Annotated in this window: 16 protein-coding genes and 6 tRNA genes; all 22 read left to right on the forward strand. The window is 43.7% G+C overall.

From position 1 onward, the window contains the following. The first annotated feature begins 143 nt into the window (after positions 1-143). The 22 genes from DXD11_RS09185 (at position 144) to clpB (ending at position 19,542) form a co-directional block, all read left to right on the forward strand. Positions 144-215, forward strand: a tRNA-Asn gene (locus DXD11_RS09185). A gap of 16 nt (positions 216-231) precedes the next feature. After that, positions 232-303 (forward strand) — tRNA-Glu (locus DXD11_RS09190). Positions 304-319: 16 nt separating this feature from the next. Continuing rightward, positions 320-392 (forward strand) — tRNA-Thr (locus DXD11_RS09195). 37 nt (positions 393-429) lie between these two features. Beyond that, a tRNA-Tyr gene (locus DXD11_RS09200) sits at positions 430-511 on the forward strand. Positions 512-525: 14 nt separating this feature from the next. Beyond that, a tRNA-Met gene (locus DXD11_RS09205) sits at positions 526-599 on the forward strand. Between the two features lie 11 nt (positions 600-610). After that, positions 611-683: transfer RNA gene (locus DXD11_RS09210), tRNA-Phe, on the forward strand. A gap of 115 nt (positions 684-798) precedes the next feature. Then, positions 799-978 (forward strand): DUF951 domain-containing protein, encoded by a 180-nt coding sequence (locus DXD11_RS09215; RefSeq protein ID WP_015533982.1) that lies wholly within the window; start codon positions 799-801, stop codon positions 976-978. 984 nt (positions 979-1,962) lie between these two features. Continuing rightward, a complete protein-coding gene (locus tag DXD11_RS09220) occupies positions 1,963-3,633 on the forward strand; it encodes a Na+/H+ antiporter NhaC family protein (RefSeq protein ID WP_117549387.1) in 1,671 nt (556 codons plus the stop codon). A gap of 283 nt (positions 3,634-3,916) precedes the next feature. Next, positions 3,917-4,906, forward strand: coding sequence for an AAA family ATPase (locus DXD11_RS09225; RefSeq protein ID WP_117549385.1), 990 nt, complete (start codon positions 3,917-3,919; stop codon positions 4,904-4,906). Between the two features lie 16 nt (positions 4,907-4,922). Continuing rightward, positions 4,923-5,813, forward strand: a complete 891-nt coding sequence (locus DXD11_RS09230; RefSeq protein ID WP_118758253.1) for a DUF58 domain-containing protein — start codon at positions 4,923-4,925, stop codon at positions 5,811-5,813. 45 nt (positions 5,814-5,858) lie between these two features. After that, the gene (locus DXD11_RS09235) at positions 5,859-6,335 is read left to right on the forward strand and encodes a hypothetical protein (RefSeq protein ID WP_117549381.1); all 477 of its coding nucleotides are present in this window, start codon (positions 5,859-5,861) and stop codon (positions 6,333-6,335) included. Then, on the forward strand, positions 6,326-7,357 hold the full coding sequence (locus tag DXD11_RS09240; RefSeq protein WP_117549379.1) for a VWA domain-containing protein: 1,032 nt from the start codon (positions 6,326-6,328) through the stop codon (positions 7,355-7,357). Before DXD11_RS09235 ends, DXD11_RS09240 begins: the two co-directional genes overlap by 10 nt. A gap of 19 nt (positions 7,358-7,376) precedes the next feature. Then, positions 7,377-8,324, forward strand: a complete 948-nt coding sequence (locus DXD11_RS09245; RefSeq protein ID WP_015533976.1) for a vWA domain-containing protein — start codon at positions 7,377-7,379, stop codon at positions 8,322-8,324. Next, positions 8,321-9,064, forward strand: coding sequence for a tetratricopeptide repeat protein (locus tag DXD11_RS09250; RefSeq protein WP_118758254.1), 744 nt, complete (start codon positions 8,321-8,323; stop codon positions 9,062-9,064). The genes DXD11_RS09245 and DXD11_RS09250 overlap by 4 nt, the downstream gene beginning before the upstream one ends. 124 nt (positions 9,065-9,188) lie before the next feature. Next, a complete protein-coding gene (locus tag DXD11_RS09255; protein ID WP_015533974.1) occupies positions 9,189-9,620 on the forward strand; it encodes a hypothetical protein in 432 nt (143 codons plus the stop codon). 2 nt (positions 9,621-9,622) lie between these two features. Next, on the forward strand, positions 9,623-10,645 hold the full coding sequence (locus DXD11_RS09260) for a hypothetical protein (RefSeq protein WP_117549375.1): 1,023 nt from the start codon (positions 9,623-9,625) through the stop codon (positions 10,643-10,645). 91 nt (positions 10,646-10,736) lie between these two features. After that, positions 10,737-11,660: a diadenylate cyclase CdaA gene (gene cdaA / locus DXD11_RS09265; protein ID WP_117549373.1), complete on the forward strand. Its 924-nt coding sequence runs from the start codon at positions 10,737-10,739 to the stop codon at positions 11,658-11,660. Next, positions 11,650-12,909 (forward strand): CdaR family protein, encoded by a 1,260-nt coding sequence (locus tag DXD11_RS09270; RefSeq protein WP_158547583.1) that lies wholly within the window; start codon positions 11,650-11,652, stop codon positions 12,907-12,909. The genes cdaA and DXD11_RS09270 overlap by 11 nt, the downstream gene beginning before the upstream one ends. Positions 12,910-12,932: 23 nt before the next feature. Further along, on the forward strand, positions 12,933-13,655 hold the full coding sequence (locus DXD11_RS09275; protein ID WP_118758255.1) for an NAD-dependent protein deacylase: 723 nt from the start codon (positions 12,933-12,935) through the stop codon (positions 13,653-13,655). Between the two features lie 60 nt (positions 13,656-13,715). Continuing rightward, positions 13,716-15,164 (forward strand): glycoside hydrolase family 1 protein, encoded by a 1,449-nt coding sequence (locus tag DXD11_RS09280; protein ID WP_118758256.1) that lies wholly within the window; start codon positions 13,716-13,718, stop codon positions 15,162-15,164. Between the two features lie 207 nt (positions 15,165-15,371). Next, positions 15,372-16,835, forward strand: a complete 1,464-nt coding sequence (locus DXD11_RS09285) for an LPXTG cell wall anchor domain-containing protein (protein WP_118758257.1) — start codon at positions 15,372-15,374, stop codon at positions 16,833-16,835. A 130-nt stretch (positions 16,836-16,965) separates the two neighbouring features. Continuing rightward, positions 16,966-19,542: an ATP-dependent chaperone ClpB gene (clpB, locus tag DXD11_RS09290; protein ID WP_118758258.1), complete on the forward strand. Its 2,577-nt coding sequence runs from the start codon at positions 16,966-16,968 to the stop codon at positions 19,540-19,542. Positions 19,543-19,588 lie beyond the last annotated feature (46 nt).

Below are 19,588 nucleotides of genomic sequence, written 5' to 3' on the forward strand. Positions count from 1 at the left end.
GGTTTCTAAGAGATAAGCTTTAGAAGATACCTCTTTCTGTGTGAAATTCTGAAGGTACAAGTTAAAAAAATATAAAAAACACTTGCATTTTCAAGTCAAATGTGTTAACATTGACAAAGACGCCGTGGTTTACCAGGTGATATTCCTCGATAGCTCAATGGTAGAGCACTCGGCTGTTAACCGAGGGGTTGTAGGTTCGAGCCCTACTCGGGGAGCTGCTTTTGAAAACCTGGCCCCATGGTCAAGCGGTTAAGACATCGCCCTTTCACGGCGGTAACACGGGTTCAAATCCCGTTGGGGTCATTTGACAATTAAATATGCCGATGTGGCTCAATTGGCAGAGCAGCTGATTTGTAATCAGCAGGTTATCGGTTCGAGTCCGATCATCGGCTTTTTGCTTAAAGCAAGAAGTTGCCAAAAGCAATAAATGGGTGGATTCCCGAGTGGCCAAAGGGGACAGACTGTAAATCTGCTGCGTAATGCTTCGATGGTTCGAATCCATCTCCGCCCATTTTATTTTTTTGCCGCGGGGTGGAGCAGTCTGGAAGCTCGTCGGGCTCATAACCCGAAGGTCATAGGTTCAAATCCTGTCCCCGCTATTTTTATGTAAGCCCAGATAGCTCAGTTGGTAGAGCAGAGGACTGAAAATCCTCGTGTCGCTGGTTCGATTCCAGCTTTGGGCACTAGATGAAAAGCTGAAACTTTTATGAGTTTCAGCTTTTATTTGTTTATGCGGGCAAAGCCCTCCAAAACGTACAGTATGTATATTTATAGGATTCCGAAGGAGGAGATATCAGAATGGTATTTGAGGTTGGACAGGTTATAAAGATGAAGAAGGCGCATCCTTGTGGAACGAATTCCTGGGAGATACTCAGAGTAGGAATGGATTTCAGACTCAGATGTACTGGCTGTGATCATCAGGTCATGGTGCCCAGAAAATTGGTGGAGAAGAACTTCAAGGGATTTATTGAAGAATAAAAAAGAAGCAGGATCATGATTAGGCGATTATGATTCTGCTTCTTTTTTTATATAAAGTTTTTTGTGAGCCGATTGAGTATAACTCATATATTAGCTTTACTCTCTTTAAGGGAGGAGCGCAGCCGCTTGACGGCTGCGCCAATTAAGGGATTGGGGGGTGTAGTCATTTCTGACTACAAAAAAGGGAGTAAATAACAAAAAATAGTAAATTGTCAAATTTCAGTGTAAGCTGTCAACGCTTTCTGTTGTCTTTCTGTATCTCTTGCTTACAAGTTGATAATATGATAAATGGATCAGGATTGCAATAGCATTTGGCTCATTTAGGTTATAATGCCATATTTGTTGGCGATTTTGACTGTTTTTGACTACTTTTGCATGTATAATCGTAAAAAATCATCTGATGTAACATAACGCAACGATATTGCGCAAGTTGCGCACAGACAAGTTGCGCAATACAGAAGAGATATATAATAATAAAAGAGCAGAATCACGATTAGGCGATCATGCTTCTGCTCTTTTTATTTATATAAGATTTTTTGTGAGCTGATATTGAATATATCATAACATTTGGTTACTCACCTTTAAGGGAGGGACGCAGCCGCTTGACGGCTGCGTCAATTAAGGGATTGGGGGGTGTAGTCATTTCTGACTACGAAAAAAGGGAGTAAAAACAAAAAATAGTAAATTGTCAAATTCCAGTGTAAGCTGAAGATGTTTCTGTTGTTTTTGTATCTCTTGCTTACAAGCTGATAATATGACATAAACGTTATTTATGCAATAGCATTTGACTGTTTTCCGTCATATTCACATATTCATAATAAATTTTGACTGTTTTTGACTGAAAAGGAATAAATCAGACATTTGCACTATTCAAATGGCATGCTTATGTGATATAACTTTACTTATATGACGTGATAATACATTATTCCACAGATGAATTATCACAGATAATATGCATACGAAAAAAGATCAGGGAGGATCAAGATGAAGAGCAGCAAGAAAAATCTTATTGCAATCGCCGTGGTAATTCTCATTATTGCGGTTCTCGGAATTCTGTCTATATATGTAGATAAGATTCCATCGCCATCGACATATGCGACATTCTGGGCACTTGTACCATCGGTTGTCGCTATCACGCTGGCACTTATAACGAAGGAGGTTTACAGTTCACTGTTTATAGGAATTGTAATAGGAAGTGTGTTTGCCTCCGGATTCAGTTTTACGGGCAGTATATCGAATGTACTGCAGGATGGACTGATCGCACAGCTTTCAGATTCATATAATGTAGGTATACTGATATTCCTTGTCATTCTTGGAACCATAGTTGCACTTATGAACAAGGCAGGTGGATCCAAGGCATTTGGTGACTGGGCAGCTACCCATATCAAGACCAGACAGGGCGCGCAGCTCTGCACAGTTCTTCTGGGAGTTCTGATATTTATCGATGACTATTTTAACTGCCTCACAGTCGGCAGTGTTATGAAGCCTGTAACTGATAAACACAGGATATCAAGGGCGAAGTTTGCATATGTTATAGATGCAACAGCGGCACCTATATGTATCATAGCCCCTGTATCATCATGGGCTGCAGCCGTCAGTGGATTTGTAAAGGGTGAGGATGGCTTTGGTCTGTTTATAAAAGCCATACCATATAACTATTATTCATTCCTCACACTTGCGATGATGATCGCAATGATCGTTATGAAGGTTGAGTTTGGTTCCATGGAGAAGCATGAGCTCAATGCCCTGAAGGGAGATCTTCTCTCAATGGGAGATGGCAAGAAGACTGTCACAGCAGAGGAGACTGATGTGGTCAACAGCAACGGCAAGGTAGTTGATCTTATAATACCTATCATATGTCTTGTTATCTGCTGCATTATAGGAATGATCTACACAGGTGGATTCTTCAGCGGTGTAAGCTTTGTAGAGGCATTCTCAAACAGTGATGCATCTGTTGGACTTGCAATTGGAAGCTTGTTCGGACTGCTTATTACAATTCTTCTGTATGTGATAAGAGGAGTCCTGGATTTTGGCAAATGTATGGAGGCTATACCTGAGGGCTTCAAGGCAATGGTACCGGCTATATTGATACTTACATTTGCTTGGACGCTCAAGGGAACAACCGATATGATGGGTGCAAAGGATTTCGTACAGACAGCAATGACATCTGCATCGGGAAGTCTGTTCAGTTTCCTTCCTGCAGTTATATTTATAGTTGGATGTCTCATGGCGTTTGCAACAGGAACATCATGGGGAACATTTGGAATACTTATTCCTATTGTGTGCGCAGTATTTGAGGGCAAGAATAATGAACTCATGATAATAGCTATATCAGCATGTATGGCCGGTGCAGTATGTGGAGATCATTGCTCACCTATATCAGATACCACTATCATGGCATCAGCGGGAGCACAGTGTAACCATGTAAACCATGTGGCCACACAGCTCCCATATGCGATAACAGCAGCTATAATGTCATTTGTGGCATATGCGATAGTTGGACCGATTACATATCGTCTACATGTTAAGTGGTTTATCATGCTTCCGATATTCATAGCAATGATGGTCCTTCTGGTATTTGTACTCAGGGTCATCAAGCGCAGGAATCCTGCAAGTTATGTGAATGCGAATACTAGAGTAGCGGATGCGGAGTAGGCAGATTAAATTGCAAATAAAAGGTATATTTATCGAAAAAAATAGTTGACTTATGATGGAACATAAGTTAATATGTGAGAGTAGAGTTTTCATTTATTTGAATCCTCTCTCCCCTCATTATGGTGACCAGGTACCCCCTGGTCACTTTTTTGTTTATATGGACAAAATATAGCATGGTCACTTTATATTTGTTAACTTGTGCAATCACATGTAAAGGTATATTCTATATACCATAGATGCTGGGGAGATAGACATCATAATAAATAAAGGAAAGAGAGTAGTTATGCAGGATAACAGAGAGATAACAAATGAAGAAGTCCAGAAGGCTTCGGAGATAATCAATAATTTGCTGAGTTACTATAACAGTAAGGTTGTGGGACAGCCTTATCTGGGATATTCACTTCTGGTTGCAATGATGACAAACGGTCATGTGCTTCTGGAATCCGTTCCGGGACTTGCCAAGACCACTGCTGCCAGGGTTATGACAGAGGCGGTTAATGGATCATTTTCAAGGATCCAGTGTACACCGGATCTTATACCGAGCGACATAATTGGAACCCAGATGTACAACATGGCGACCAATACATTTGAGGATAAGATAGGTCCGGTTTATTCGAACTTTGTACTACTCGATGAGATAAACAGGTCCAGTGCGAAGACACAGAGTGCCATGCTGGAGGCGATGCAGGAGCGAGAGGTCAGTATAGGAGGAAAGACATATAAGCTGCCGGAGGTGTTCGTGGTAATAGCGACCCAGAATCCAATCGAATCTGAGGGTACGTATGTGCTGTCAGAGGCACAGCTTGACAGATTCCTTCTCAAGGAGACTGTGACATATCCAAGCGCAAGGGATGAGATGGAGATACTCAACAGAGTGGAGGCAGGAGTTTTTTCAGACGTGAAATCCGTTGCCAGCGTTGACGATGTGGTGTATCTTCAGAAGCTGTGCAAGAGGATTTATATAGATCCGGCGATAAAGAAATATATAGTTGATATAGTTCAGGCAACCAGAATGACGGATAAGATACTTGTACCTGAGCTTGCACAGTATGTTGCCATGGGTGCGAGCACAAGAGCGGCTATTGCGTTCATGGAGGTAGCAAAGGCGATCGCACTTATAAATGGGAGAAGATATTGTGTTCCTGATGATGTAAAGGCACTCAGATATTCAGTCCTGAGACACAGGATCATGCTTACATTTGCCGCTGTTGCGGAAGACGTGAAGATTGAGAAGATTATAGATGCCATAATAGGTTCGGTTAAGACGCCGTAGGGGAAGACAGTTAATTATGAAGATGACATATATATCCAGAATACAGGGAAATATGAAGGGATATAAGACCATATATACTACCAGGGCAACGTCGAGGATAATCGATGGTTCGTACAATTCCATCTATAAGGGCAGGAGTATGAACTTTGATGAGCTCAGGGAGTATGTCGTTGGCGATGATATCAAGGACATGGACTGGAAAGCATCTGCCAGGAGCCAGAAGCTTCTGGTCAGACAGTATATCGCTGAGAAGAAGCATAATATAATGCTGGTGATGGATGGCGGAAAACGTATGCTTGGATATGCCAATGATGTTCAGGAGAAGAGTGACGTTGCACTTATGGCGGCGGGAACCCTGGCATATATGGTGTGTGACAATGGAGATTATGTGAGTGCTACTTATGTTTCAGACAGGGGCGTGGAGCACTATCCGTTTAAGACAGGCTTTGCAAATATCGAAAATATTCTTGCGGGTTACCACAGGGACGTTACCATGACTAATGACTCGGATACGGGTGATGCGCTGAGCTTCATTGCGAGAAATTTCAGGAGGAGAATGATCATACTTGTGGTGACGGACACCAGAGGTATCCTGAATATGTCGGAGGCAACTGTAAAGCAGTTAAAGGTACTGCATGATATACTGCTTATAAATGTTGAGGATGCCGGGATGAACGGTAAGAATGTATATGACTTATCCGGTGACACATATATTCCTGAATTTTTTACCAGGGACATGAAGCTGGCAAAGAAGGAAGAGAGGAAAAGGCAGGAGCTTTCAAGTGCCTGTGACGACAAGCTTAAGAAACTTGGTATTTCGTACCTGACGGTCAGGTCTTCTGACAGCATGGATGAAAAGATAGTAGAGCTGCTCAACAAGCACAAGACTGAGAGCTCTGGAAAGTAGTTAAATGGGCTGATGCCCGGAGATAAGAGGAAGAAGATATAAGATATGGAAAGTTCAGTGAATTTGCAGGAGCCGCTTTCGTATGTGGTATGGCCGATCGTGCTGACCGGAGTGATAACAGCCGCAGTGCTGTTGTTCTTTGGTGTCTGCTGGTATCTGAGAAGACGTAGAAAAATGGCGGCGGAGCTGCCGAAGGTGGTGAAGCCTGCGCCTATGGATATGGGTAGAGTGAAGACCAGATATCTGTCAGAACTGGCGGATATTGCGGGACAGTATGATCAGGGAAAACTTGATGTAAGAGGTGCATATCAGCGTATGAGCCGTTGTATCAGGGGATTTGTTCATGCTGCAACCGGCATAAGGGTTCAGAATTACACTCTGTATGATATAGAAAGATTAAACATGCCGGAGCTGTACTATCTTGTGGCTGAGTATTATGCGCCGGAATTTGCAAGAAAGTCCGATGGTGATGTGAGGGCTTCCCTTGAGAAGACAAGGAGTTTGATTGAGAGATGGCAATAAAATATCATATTGTTCTATATGCAGGCCTGGCTATTGCGCTGTTTATGCTGGTATTTGTGTTTGTGAAATACAAAAAGACAAAGGAATATGCCGGAGGGAAAAAGATCGCAGGGCTCATATGCCAGGAAGATGAGGCATATTTCAGGAAAAGAAAAATATTATATAAGACCGGGCTTACAGCCACGCTCATATGCTGCGTACTGGTTGTCGTATCGGCATTCCTGCTCATGGCAAAACCATATACGAGCAGGCGTATGCAGGATGAAAAGTATTGTAGGGACATCATTCTGTGTATCGACATATCAACATCCGTGGATTATCTCAACGAGAATCTGCTGGACAAGCTGAAGAAAACAGTTGATGAGCTTCAGGGCGAACGTTTTGGAATCGTGATATTTAACACAAGTCCGGTGCTGCTTACTCCGCTCACGGATGATTATGAGTATGTGAAGGATCAGCTTGATCTGATCGCACAGTGTCTGAAGAGCAGAAATGAAGTGAATCTGGACGATGCATTTTCATCGGGGTACGACTGGATATATTATCAGGCATATATATCATCTGGAACTCTGATCGGAAATGAGCAGAGGGGAAGCTCACTTATAGGGGACGGCCTTGCTGCTGCGGCAATTGATTTTTCGGATGCTGACAAGGAGAGGACAAAGGTGGTAATATTCTCCACTGACAATGATATACAGGGAACACCGGTGGCAACTCTGGATGAGGCGACCGATATATGTGTTTCAAACAATGTCACGGTGTATGGAGTTGGAACAAAGGAGATGACACCGGAAAACAAGGAGTCCATGAAGAATGCGGTGGAGAAGACCGGTGGTAAATTCTATCTTGAGGAGGAATCCGGATCATTTGGAGAGATAGTATCATCGATAGAAAAGCTGAGTAAGAATCTGGTCAAGGTGAGGATGGTGGATGTTGAGACACCTGAGCTGTTATATCCATTTGTATTGATGCTGGTTCTGTTTGCAGGAATGCTGGGACTTGGCCGCTGGCTCAAATTATAAGACGTTACAGGAGAGAATTATGAGAATAGATCCAATTATACCAATCTGGCTTATGCTCATATTGTGCGTTGGCATGGCGTTCCTGAAAAGGCGGAAGAGAAGCGCATATATAAGGCAGATAGCTGCCATCATACTGATATTTCTCATCAATCTGAGGATCATGGTCCCAAGCAGCAACGTGGAGACAAGTGTCCGGAAGCTTGACACATATGTGCTGTTCGTTGTGGATGACACCATAAGCATGCTGGCTCAGGATTATGCTGGGGATACAGAGAGGCTGACGGCGGTGAAGAAAGACTGCGAGCACATAGTTGATGAGATGGACGGTGCTAAATTTGCGGTCATAACCTTCAATAATAGTGCAAATCTGATATCGCCATATTCGGATGATTCAAATTTTGCAAAAAGTGTTCTGGATTCAATATATCCGCTGGATTCGCTATATGCCAGGGGGTCGTCCATGAATGTCTGCATAGATGTGATGACGGATACCCTTAAGCGTGCAAAGGAGAAAAATGATGGAAATGTGGTCGTGTTCTTTATAAGCGATGGTGAAATAACCAATGACGACAGACTCAAGTCATTTGACGGGGCGAAAAAATATATTGATGGAGGCGCAGTGTTGGGGTACGGCACAAAGGAAGGCGGCAACATGTATGTGAAATCATATTACGATGACCGGAAGGAGCTGCTTGAGGACACATCGGACTACCCGTATAAACCAGCGGTGTCGAAGATCGATGAGGATAATCTGAAAAAGATTGCCGATGATCTGGGCGTCGACTATATAAATATGAATGATGGTTCTGCGCTGGATAAGGTTGTGGAGAAGTCACGGGGAACCGCTGAGTCAACGGATAAGGGTAAGACCATAGGATATGTGGATATATATTATCTGTTTGCAGCATTATTTGCAGGACTTGTTGTATATGAATTTTTTGATATGAGAAAGAAAGTCATAAAATGAAAAACAGATCAGGAATAATAAAGATCGTTGCTGCAGTGACCGGAGCTGTCAGCCTGCTGTGTATGGCGGTGCTTCTGGTGAATTATCTGTGCAATGAGCATTTTATAAGTGAATACAAAAATGGACAATATGTGGACAGCACAGTGAACGCCGTGCTTGGCTTTACTCAGCTACATATATACCATTATAATCTTGGTGATGTATATTACAGTCAGGGAGATTACGAGGGCGCCGAGCAGGAGTTTCGTAAGGCACTTGAAAAGAAGCCGGGTGGTGAGTCCGACTGTAAGACAAGGGTCAACCTTGCGCTGTCCATAGTGAAGCAGATAGATCCTGAGGGTGTTACCAAAGAGAATCTGGATGAGGTGATAGACATACTTGAGGGGGCAAAGGACATTCTCATAGAGAATGACTGCGCCCACAGGGATGATGATGATGGACATTACGAGGATGCACAGACTCTGAAGGATGAGATAGATGCCTTTGAGGAACAGCTCAGGAAGCAGACGGAGGAACAGGATCAGAAAGGTGATCAGGATCCAAATGACCAGAAGGATCAGGGCAGTGACGATGAAAACGAAGAGGATACACAGGAGCCTCAGTCTTCTGATAAGGAATCGGAGATACGAAAGCAGCTCGATGCCATCCAGGGAGACAGTCTTGAGCAACGAAATCAGGAGATGGATGCATACGAGACATACAAAAATGAACATGATTATTACGGCGGACGCACTTGGTGATCCTACATTAATAGACATTAAATTCTAAATATAAAACTTGCGCAATATTAAGACGCGGGGTATAATACTGCTAGTTATGGTCATTTGTGGAAAAGTGACCAGAATAAGGAGATAGAATCGAGCAATGGTAAATGAAGAAAAGGTCATTCTAATGACGAAGATCGCCATGTACAAGGAGTCGCTTGGACGTGAGGATCTCGAAAAGGGTAAATATTTTCAAAGTGACTATGTGAAGCTTAACTGTCTTAAGACAATTGTTTCATCTACGGTGCTGTTTGTAGTTTTTGCCGCAGCTTACATATACTATAATCTTGCAGATATAGTTGAGAAGCTCACAGAGCTTGACTATGTGAAGGTGGCGAGCAGCATTGTGGGCGGCTATGCAGTGGTGTGTATTGCATTTGCGCTTTTCGCGTGGGTCTTATATACATACAGATATATGAAGGCAAAGCCAAAACTCATAAAGTATAACCAGAATCTTAAGAAACTGATAGAATTTTATGAGAACGAGGACGGAACACGCCGTTCTGTCAAAAAAAAGAGGAGGGCTAACTGATAATGTCAACACTTCTGGATTTCCGCGATGGAGTAAAGAATTTTTGTAGTAAGTATGATAAATTTGTTTCACCACTGTGTAAGTTTATACTGGCACTTGTTGTGTTCTGGTCAATAAACCATCTCACAGGATATAACAGCACGATAAGCAGTATCGTAGTGGTCCTGGCAGCAGCTTTTGTGTGTGCGTTCCTTTCAGGCCAGCTCACACTTGCCATTGCAGGACTGTACGCATGTGCCCAGGTTGCCAGCGCAAGTCTGGAGCTTGGAATCTCATTTATTGTCATATTTGTGATAATGTATTGTGTATATATAAGATTTTTCCCTAAGGCATCATGGATCATTCTGTTTATGCCATTCTTTTACATTATAAAGTTCCAGTATTTCATGCCGATCCTGGCTGGAATGACAGCTGGATTCACAGGAATGGTTCCTGCAGCATTTGGCTGTATATTCTACTTCTTCCTGAAGCATACTGCTGATTACGTCGCTTTAAGCTCAAGTTCAGCAGAGGGTGATCTGATAGAGGGATACAAGTATATTTTCCAGCATCTGGTACAGGATAAGACACTTCTGCTCACCATAATAGTGTTTGCAGTTGTTATAGTTCTTACATACATAATATATAGAATGTCATTTGCATATTCATGGTACGTTGCCATCATCACAGGCGGTGTGGTAGAGATCATACTGTTCCTGGTTGGAACTTTGTCCATGGAAGTTGAGGTATCCCTTGCGGGGGCTCTGCTTGGATGCATACTGGCGATACTGGTGGCCATAGTGGTTCAGTTCTTCAAGATAGTTGTGGACTACTCAAGTGTTGAGAATACACAGTTTGAGGACGATGACTACTACTACTATGTAAAGGCTGTGCCAAAGGTCATGGGTGGTGCCCAGAGAAAGGCAGCCAGAAGAGAGCAGCCATCGCCAAGACCACAGCAGAAGAGGACGACTTCGTCCGGATCAGGCGCACAGAGAAGCCGGTCTGCGGCAAAGGAAGATTCTGTTACAGGATCAACAAGATAGATACATTGAAAAGAGCTTACATGTGAGTGACCTGACTTTTGTCAGGTCACATTAATTATACGGAGTATTTATATACCGAAAGGAGGATGAAATGGATAAGATATCAACGTTTATATCAACGTATTTTGATTGGTTTTATATAACAGTTCCAGGCACAGTAGATATAATAGAGATACTTATTTTGTCATTCTTTATATACAGGATCATGTTGTGGTTCAAGCAGAGCAGAGCATGGACTCTTCTGAAGGGTATAGTTATGATCGTGCTCTTCACTGCCATTGCGGCGATGTTCCAGTTCAATACGATCTTATATCTGCTTAAGAATGCATTCAGTGTGGGAATAATTGCGGTGGTGATCCTGTTCCAGCCGGAGTTCAGACGAGGACTTGAACAGCTTGGAAGAAAGAAGCTGATCAATTACATTATACGAGATGGCGAGGATGATGGTGTTATATCGGAGAAAACGATATATGAGCTTGTGAAGACGGCCCAGGTCCTGTCTGCAAACCGTACCGGTGCACTCATAGTCATTGAGAATGAAGTTGCACTGGGCGAGTATATTGATACGGGAATACCGATCGATGCGGTCGTGACTAACCAGTTACTTCTCAATATATTTGAGCACAACACACCGCTTCATGATGGTGCGGTGATTATAAGAAAGAACAGGGTGGTTTCTGCCACATGTTATCTGCCACTGTCTGCAAATGACTCCATCAACAAGGAGCTTGGAACACGACACAGAGCCGGTATAGGTATCAGTGAGGTGTCAGACAGTATGACTCTTATCGTATCTGAGGAGACAGGTTCAATATCCATTGCACAGGGAGGCGAGCTCTTCAGGAATCTGGACAGCGAGGGCGTGAGAAGTCATCTTCAGACGCTGTGCAAGGAGTATAACGGAAGAAAGAGCCACAGGTCTTCAGGTGTCCGTCCGGTTAAGCGGAGAAAGAGAGTCGTTGTGGAGAATAAGAATAAAGCTTCCAGAAAGGAGGCTGATGAGAATGAAAAATAACAGCGCAGAGCCTAAGAAAAAGGCAAATAAGATATACAGCAATATAGGTCTTAAGCTTCTGTCGGTTGTGCTTGGATTTCTGGTGTGGCTTCTTGTACTGAATATCGATGATTCAGCCGTGACAAGGACCATAAGGGACATTCCGGTCAATCTGGTAAATACTGACGCCATAACAAGTCAGAATCAGTTGTACACGATAACTTCAGGTGATACCGTGGATATAGTCGTCAAAGGACGTAAATCACTTATAAGTGATCTTGATGCGTCGGATTTCAAGGCTGTAGCGGATATGTCAAAGATATCCATAACAAATGCGGTGCCTATCACTGTAACTGCGAACAGCACCAACATAGCTAAAAAGGTCAGCATAACTGTTGTGGACAACGTGCTGTCAGTTGAACTTGAGGACGAGAAGTCAGTGTCAGTTCCTGTGTCCGTGGTGACAACAGGCGAGGTTGCTTCCGGATATACGGTTGGTAACAGTGTGGCAGCTCCAAACCTCATAACGATAAAGGGTGCTGCAAGTATAGTTTCGAGCATAGATCGTGCAGAGGTGACAGTTGATGTGACCAGTGCAAAGGATGATATAACGACAAACTGTACGCCTGTATTTGTAACCGCTGATGGTGAGAAGGTATCAGACAAGTCGATATCCTACGATGAGATATCGATAGCAGTCACAGTTCCGGTATACAAGACTAAGAATATACCTGTTCATGTGGATGTCACAGGAGATCCTGCGGATGGATATCTTGTATCAGATATAACATATGTACCGGAGACCGTTGATATAGGTGGAGACGCATCGATAATAAAGGATATAACAAGCCTTGATATAACGGATGTTGATGTGAGCGGATGTACAGCAGATGTTGAGACTACACTTGATGTATCAAAGTATCTTCCAGAGGGTGTGGTCGTGACAAAGGAGAGCGCATACATCAATGTGAAGATAGCGATCGAGAAATCAGTTACAAGAAATATAACGGTGACCACAGGGGATATCATCCTGAGGGGCAAGCAGAGTGGATACAGCTATGAGATGAGCATGGGTGATAGCAATACGATAACCGTGAGCGGAATCTCAAGTGCGGTGTCCAAGGTATCGGCCAAGAGCCTGAAGCTGTCCATAGATGCTTCCAAGCTCTCATATGGCGATAATACGATCACGCTCAGTGTCCCTGATGGAGATAAGTACACCGTGGTAAATACGTGTACAGTTATGGTAAAGGTTACTGAGACACAGTAGTCATTGTCTGGAGGTGTATGTATATGGATACAGAAAAGTTGAATGAGCTGAGACAGATGATAGAAGATTCGGATAATATCGTTTTCTTTGGCGGTGCAGGAGTATCGACGGAGAGCGGTATACCAGATTTTAGAAGTGTGGATGGACTGTATAATCAGAAGTATAAGTATCCGCCGGAAACTATAATCAGCCACAGCTTTTACAGACGTAACCCGGAGGAATTTTACAGATTCTATAAGGACAAGATGATATTTGCTGATGCAAAGCCGAACAAGGCTCATATAAAGCTGGCGGAGCTTGAGAAACAGGGAAAGCTCAAGGCGGTGATAACGCAGAATATCGACGGACTTCACCAGATGGCAGGTAGCAGGAATGTCATAGAGCTCCATGGTTCTGTTCATAGAAATTACTGTGAGAAATGCCATGCTTTCTATGACCTGGATTATATAGTCAATTCGGATGGTGTGCCTAAGTGTGAAAAGTGCGGAGGCACTGTAAAACCGGATGTGGTGCTGTATGAGGAGGCACTTGATGAGGATAATATGTCGAGGGCACTCCAGTATATATCCGAGGCGGATACGATGATAATCGGTGGTACATCGCTTGTTGTGTATCCGGCAGCAGGACTTATCAGATATTTCAGGGGGCGGAAACTGGTGGTTATAAATATGTCCCCGACACAGTCGGATGCAAATGCCGATCTTCTTATTGCGGATAAGATCGGTGATGTACTTGGCAGTCTGTAATAACGATAAAAAGGCATGGAGAAGGCATGCCTGATATAAATACGATATGGAGGGCGATTTATGTATTTTGAGAAATCCAAAGGTTTCCCGAAAGATTTTCTGTGGGGCAGTGCATCTGCCGCATATCAGGTTGAGGGAGCATGGAATGAGGATGGGAAAGGTCCATCCAACTGGGATGAGTTCGTGAGGATTCCGGGCAAGACATTCAAGGCAACTACCGGAGATAAGGCCGTGGATCACTACCACAGATATAAGGAAGATGTGGCACTTATGGCTGAGATGGGACTTAAGACTTACAGATTCTCAATATCCTGGCCGAGAATAATACCTGACGGCAACGGTGAGGTCAATGAGAAGGGACTCCAGTTCTATGATGATCTTATCAACGAGCTTGTAAAGAATAATATAGTTCCTATGGTGACCGTGTACCACTGGGATATGCCGCAGGCACTTGAGGAGCAGTATCACGGATGGGAGAGCAGGCGAATAGTCGATGATTTCGTCAGATATGCAAAGGTTCTGTTTGAGAGATACAGTGACAGGGTGAAACACTGGATAATCATGAATGAGCAGAATGTATTTACAGGTCTTGGCTGGAATGCAGGGATGCACCCACCAGGAAAGGTTGATGACCAGAAGATGTTCTATCAGGTAAACCATCATGCATTTATGGCACATGCCAAGAGCGTTATAGCACTTAAGGAGATATGTCCGGATGCTAAGGTCGGATCATCCTTCGCATACACACCGTCATACGCATTTGACAGAAAGCCGGAGAATGCCATGGCGAAGATGGATTACGATGATCTTGAGAACTTCTACTGGATGGATATGTATGCATATGGCCGTTATCCAAGAGCTGCAAGGGCGTACCTTGAGAGCAAGGATCTGATGCCGGTTATAGAAGATGGAGATGACGAGATCCTGAAGAAGGCTGCCTCTCTTATCGATTTCATGGGTGTAAATTACTACAGAACATGTGTTGCAGAGTACAATCCGATAGATGGAGTTGGCGCTACACATGAGATGAACACCACAGGCAAGAAGGGTACTGCAAAGGTGCAGGGCGTTCCGGGACTCTACAAGAATCCTGCAAATGAATTCCTACCTACGACAGACTGGGATTGGACCATCGATCCGATGGGACTTCGCATGTGCTGCAGACAGATAACATCGAGATATGATCTTCCTATAGTCATATCTGAGAATGGCCTTGGCGCATTTGACAAGTTTGAGGATGGGGAGATCCATGATCCGTACAGGATAGATTACCTGAAACATCACATAGAGGAGCTCAAGAAAGCGTGTGATGATGGCTGCCGTGTCCTGGCATACTGCACATGGTCTTACACAGATCTTCTCAGCTGGCTCAACGGATATCAGAAGAGATACGGATTTGTGTATGTGGACAGAGAAGAGGACGAGAACAGTGGAACTCTGAACAGATACAAGAAGGATTCTTATTATTGGTACAAACATGTTATAGAGACCAATGGTGAGGAGCTGTGATAATAGAATAATATCAGAACAGGGAGAACCGGCACATAAGTGCTGGTTCTTTTTCGTACTAAAGTTATGCATTTAGTCATTTAATTTTTAAAACTAGCCGTTTGGCTAGTTTACTAAAAGCCCCAGTGTATTATAATTATTTGTTATGTTGATGGCAATATCTGGCAGTAACTGCCAGGAATTAAAGACAGGAGGAAAGGGATAATTATGAAATTAAAGAAATTGGTAACTGGGTTGATTATGGCATGTATATTTGCTGTAGTGATTATTGCGGGAAAGAACTCTGTGAAGGTGCAGGCCGCGGATGGGGATGTGGCAATTGTGACGGATGACAATGGCGATGAGATCGGATCATATGCTACACTGGCTGATGCATTTGCAGCCGCACAGAATGGCTATACAATATGTATAATTAGTGATATATATGATCCTTCGGCTTCTATAGGATACAATGATGGTGAACATAATAAACATATCATTATAGATCTCAACGGTAAAAGTGTCACTTTGCAGATGATGAATTTTGATTATTCGTTATACGTGAAAAACGGAACATTAAATTGCGGTATCACAAATGGAAGTGTTGGATTTACTAATGCTATGCTGACTTTGTCAAATGTCAAATTCATTACGGATAGTATCAACTGGATGACAAAAGATGGAATCTGTCTGAATAATGGCTCAAATGTGACGCTCAACGGTTCACAGTGTTGGTTTGAAAAACTTGAGATGGATACAGACTGTGTATTTACGGTACAGAACAGTGACGGACTTAGCAACTTTGGGCATATTGCAGATGGATTTGACGGTGTGAAGGAGTTTGTACCAGAGGGACTTTCTGTAGAAGGAACGACAATCATTGATGATGAGACAGGAGCCAAGGCTAAGGATTTTATTCTCCGTTACCGCAGCTTGTCGGATGATGCAGATGTCGCTGTCAGCATTGCTCCAAAATCGTATGTGTACGATGGAAAAGAAAAGAAACCTGCGGTTACGGTTTCTTATGGCGGAAAGACTCTGACAGAGGGAAAAAGTTACTCATGTGTATATGCGGATAATATTGATGCGGGAACAGCTACAGTTACTATCAAGGGTGAGAATACCATGCATGGACAGATCGTGGAAGAGTTCATAATAGATAAGGCAAAGCAGAAGGAACCTACAGGTTTGGTCGCAACGGCAGAAACTGTGGATGGGAAAAATGATGGTCAGATATCTAATCTGAAGATGTCAATGGAATATAGTGTTGACAAGAAAAAATGGTTGGATTGTGAAAGCACGGTACTTAAGAAACTTGCAGATGGAAATTATTATGTGAGATATAAGGAGACCAAAAATTATTATGCATCTCCTGCTGCAAAGGTAGTGGTAAAGAAGGGGAATGTACCAGTAACAAATGAACCGACTACAAATGAACCAACTACAAATGAACCTTCAACTGAAAAACCAACGTCAAGTGAGCAGACGACAGAGAAGGTAACAACAGAGAGACAGACAACCGATGAGAAAACTAACGTGACCGCAACAGAGAATACAACTGTAGCAGACTCAAAAAAGGAGTCAGGTGCTCCAAATACCGGAGATGACGGAAATGTGGCATTGATGCTCATAGTCATGATGACATGTTTATTAGGGGCTGCCGGGGTGGTAGTTTACCGTAGAGAGAAATAATTTAAAATAATAAAAAAATGTTAGCACTCAGTATTGACGAGTGCTAACAAGTGTGTTATATTATCATCAGACAGGGAAGTGATATTAAGGTATCAGTTCCCTGAAAGTTTAGTTTAGGAGGTAAACAGCTATGGAGATGGATAAATACACACGTAAATCGTTGGAAGTTGTAGAGAAAGCAAAAGAAAAAGCTCTGGAGTACGACAATCAGGAACTTACGCAGATGCACCTTTTGGCTGGCTTGCTTGAGATAGATGACAGTTTGATAGCCAAGATATTTGAGAAGATGGGCGTGAATGTTACTGGTGCCGTGAATGCGGTGGAGGATAAGCTGGCAAGGTTGCCGAAGGTCAGCGGAGGCAATATGTATGCCGGAAATAACTTCTCAAAGGCTCTCATCCAGGCAGAGAAGGAAGCAAAGCAGATGGGTGACACATATGTGTCTGTTGAGCATTTGTTCCTCGGCATGGTGGATAAGGCTGATTCGGATATCAAGGAGTTTCTCAAAGACTGGGGAGTCAGCAGGAATGCATTCCTCAAGGAGCTGGCAGAAATCAGAGGTAACCACAAGGTGGACAGCGATGATCCGGAGAGCTCATATGAGGCTATGGAGAAGTTCGGATATGATCTGGTCGAGAGGGCAAGACAGCAGAAACTTGACCCGGTAATAGGACGTGACGCTGAGATACGAAATGTGATCAGGATCCTGTCAAGGAAGACAAAGAACAATCCGGTGCTTATCGGTGAGCCTGGTGTAGGTAAGACTGCGGTTGTAGAGGGACTTGCACAGAGGATACTCAGAGGTGATGTGCCAGAGGGACTTAAGAACAAGAAGATATTTGCGCTGGACATGGGAGCCCTTGTGGCAGGAGCCAAGTACAGAGGTGAATTTGAGGAGAGACTTAAGAACGTCCTGGATGAGGTGAAGAAGTCCGAGGGCGAGGTCATAATGTTTATTGATGAGCTCCACACCATTGTGGGAGCCGGTAAGACGGACGGTGCCATGGATGCGGGCAACATGCTCAAGCCTATGCTTGCAAGGGGTGAGCTGCACTGTATAGGTGCCACAACACTGAATGAGTACAGACAGTATATAGAGAAAGATGCGGCTCTTGAGAGACGTTTCCAGCCGGTTATGGTGGATGAACCAACAGTTGAAGATACAATATCTATCCTTCGAGGAATCAAGGAGAGATACGAGGTGTTCCATGGAGTTAAGATATCAGATGGTGCCCTTGTAAGCGCAGCGGTTCTCTCCAACAGATATATAACAGACAGATTCCTACCGGATAAGGCAATAGATCTTGTTGACGAGGCGTGTGCCATGATCAAGACAGAGCTTGATTCAATGCCTGTTGAAGTGGATGAGATCACACGTAAGATAATGCAGCTGGAGATTGAGGAGACAGCCCTTAAGAAGGAGGAGGATAATCTGTCAAAGCAGAGACTGGCAGACCTTCAGGCTGAACTGGCAGAACTCAAGGATCAGGCAAATTCCTTGAAAGCAAAGTGGGAGAACGAAAAGGCTGCAGTTGAGAAGATAAGGACCCTCAAGGAAGAGATGGAGCAGGTCAAGGCTGATATTCAGGCTGCACAGAGAAATTATGATCTGAACAAGGCAGCAGAGCTTCAGTATGGTAAGCTTCCAGCGATCCAGAAAGAGCTTGCAGAGGCTGAGTCCACAGCTTCAGATAAGGAGAGGGAGCTTGTCCATGAGGTAGTTTCAGAAGATGAGATATCGAAGATCGTATCCAAGTGGACAGGAATTCCTGTTGCAAAGCTTACTGAGAGCGAGAAGAGCAAGACCCTCAATCTTGCCAGCGAACTTAAGAAGAGAGTTGTAGGTCAGGATGAAGCCGTTGACTATGTCAGCGATGCGATCATCAGATCAAAGGCGGGAATAAAGGATCCTAGCAAACCGATAGGTTCATTTATCTTCCTTGGACCAACCGGTGTTGGTAAGACAGAGCTTGCAAAAAGTCTTGCAGCGGCATTGTTTGACAATGAGCAGAACATGGTTCGTATTGATATGAGTGAATACATGGAAAAGCACAGTGTGTCAAGACTTATAGGAGCGCCTCCGGGATATGTAGGTTATGATGAAGGCGGTCAGCTGACAGAGGCTGTTCGTAGAAAGCCATATTCGGTTGTCCTCTTTGATGAGATAGAGAAGGCACATCCGGATGTGTTCAATGTGCTCCTTCAGGTGCTTGATGATGGACGTATCACGGATTCTCAGGGCAGAACTGTGGACTTCAAGAATACGATCATTATCATGACATCAAATATCGGTGGTGCGGATATCGCAGCTGCCGGCGGAGAGATCACAGATGAACTGAAGAATGACGTAATGGCTCAGCTTAAGAGCAGATTCAGACCTGAGTTCCTGAACCGTATCGATGAGATCATCACATTCAGGGCACTGTCCAAGGACAACATCAGTGGTATAGTTGATCTTCTCATGGCAGATCTCAACAGCAGACTGGCAGACAGAGAGATCGCGATCAAGCTTACGGAGAGCGCAAAGCAGCACATCATCGATCAGGGATATGATCAGGTGTATGGCGCAAGACCGCTCAAGAGATATCTGCAGAAGAATGTGGAGACACTGGTTGCAAAGATGATACTTGCGGGCAGCGTAAGCACACAGTCAGCCATAGTCATCGATTATGATGGAACGGCTCTTGTGGCAGGAAATGAGAGATAAAATAATACAGGTCATACAGAGAAGGGCACAGGGGTAATACTCCTGT

Origin of the sequence: Coprococcus sp. TF11-13, from assembly GCF_003481085.1 — a bacterium.
Taxonomy (GTDB): domain Bacteria; phylum Bacillota; class Clostridia; order Lachnospirales; family Lachnospiraceae; genus Coprococcus; species Coprococcus aceti.

Coding starts and splice junctions, on each gene's coding strand:
- DXD11_RS09215 (WP_015533982.1), top strand. CDS start 799: ATGGTATTTGAGGTTGGACAGGTTATAAAGATGAAGAAGGCGCATCCT.
- DXD11_RS09220 (WP_117549387.1), top strand. CDS start 1,963: ATGAAGAGCAGCAAGAAAAATCTTATTGCAATCGCCGTGGTAATTCTC.
- clpB (WP_118758258.1), top strand. CDS start 16,966: ATGGAGATGGATAAATACACACGTAAATCGTTGGAAGTTGTAGAGAAA.
- DXD11_RS09235 (WP_117549381.1), top strand. CDS start 5,859: ATGGAAAGTTCAGTGAATTTGCAGGAGCCGCTTTCGTATGTGGTATGG.
- DXD11_RS09240 (WP_117549379.1), top strand. CDS start 6,326: ATGGCAATAAAATATCATATTGTTCTATATGCAGGCCTGGCTATTGCG.
- DXD11_RS09260 (WP_117549375.1), top strand. CDS start 9,623: ATGTCAACACTTCTGGATTTCCGCGATGGAGTAAAGAATTTTTGTAGT.
- cdaA (WP_117549373.1), top strand. CDS start 10,737: ATGGATAAGATATCAACGTTTATATCAACGTATTTTGATTGGTTTTAT.
- DXD11_RS09255 (WP_015533974.1), top strand. CDS start 9,189: ATGGTAAATGAAGAAAAGGTCATTCTAATGACGAAGATCGCCATGTAC.
- DXD11_RS09270 (WP_158547583.1), top strand. CDS start 11,650: ATGAAAAATAACAGCGCAGAGCCTAAGAAAAAGGCAAATAAGATATAC.
- DXD11_RS09275 (WP_118758255.1), top strand. CDS start 12,933: ATGGATACAGAAAAGTTGAATGAGCTGAGACAGATGATAGAAGATTCG.
- DXD11_RS09245 (WP_015533976.1), top strand. CDS start 7,377: ATGAGAATAGATCCAATTATACCAATCTGGCTTATGCTCATATTGTGC.
- DXD11_RS09250 (WP_118758254.1), top strand. CDS start 8,321: ATGAAAAACAGATCAGGAATAATAAAGATCGTTGCTGCAGTGACCGGA.
- DXD11_RS09225 (WP_117549385.1), top strand. CDS start 3,917: ATGCAGGATAACAGAGAGATAACAAATGAAGAAGTCCAGAAGGCTTCG.
- DXD11_RS09280 (WP_118758256.1), top strand. CDS start 13,716: ATGTATTTTGAGAAATCCAAAGGTTTCCCGAAAGATTTTCTGTGGGGC.
- DXD11_RS09230 (WP_118758253.1), top strand. CDS start 4,923: ATGAAGATGACATATATATCCAGAATACAGGGAAATATGAAGGGATAT.
- DXD11_RS09285 (WP_118758257.1), top strand. CDS start 15,372: ATGAAATTAAAGAAATTGGTAACTGGGTTGATTATGGCATGTATATTT.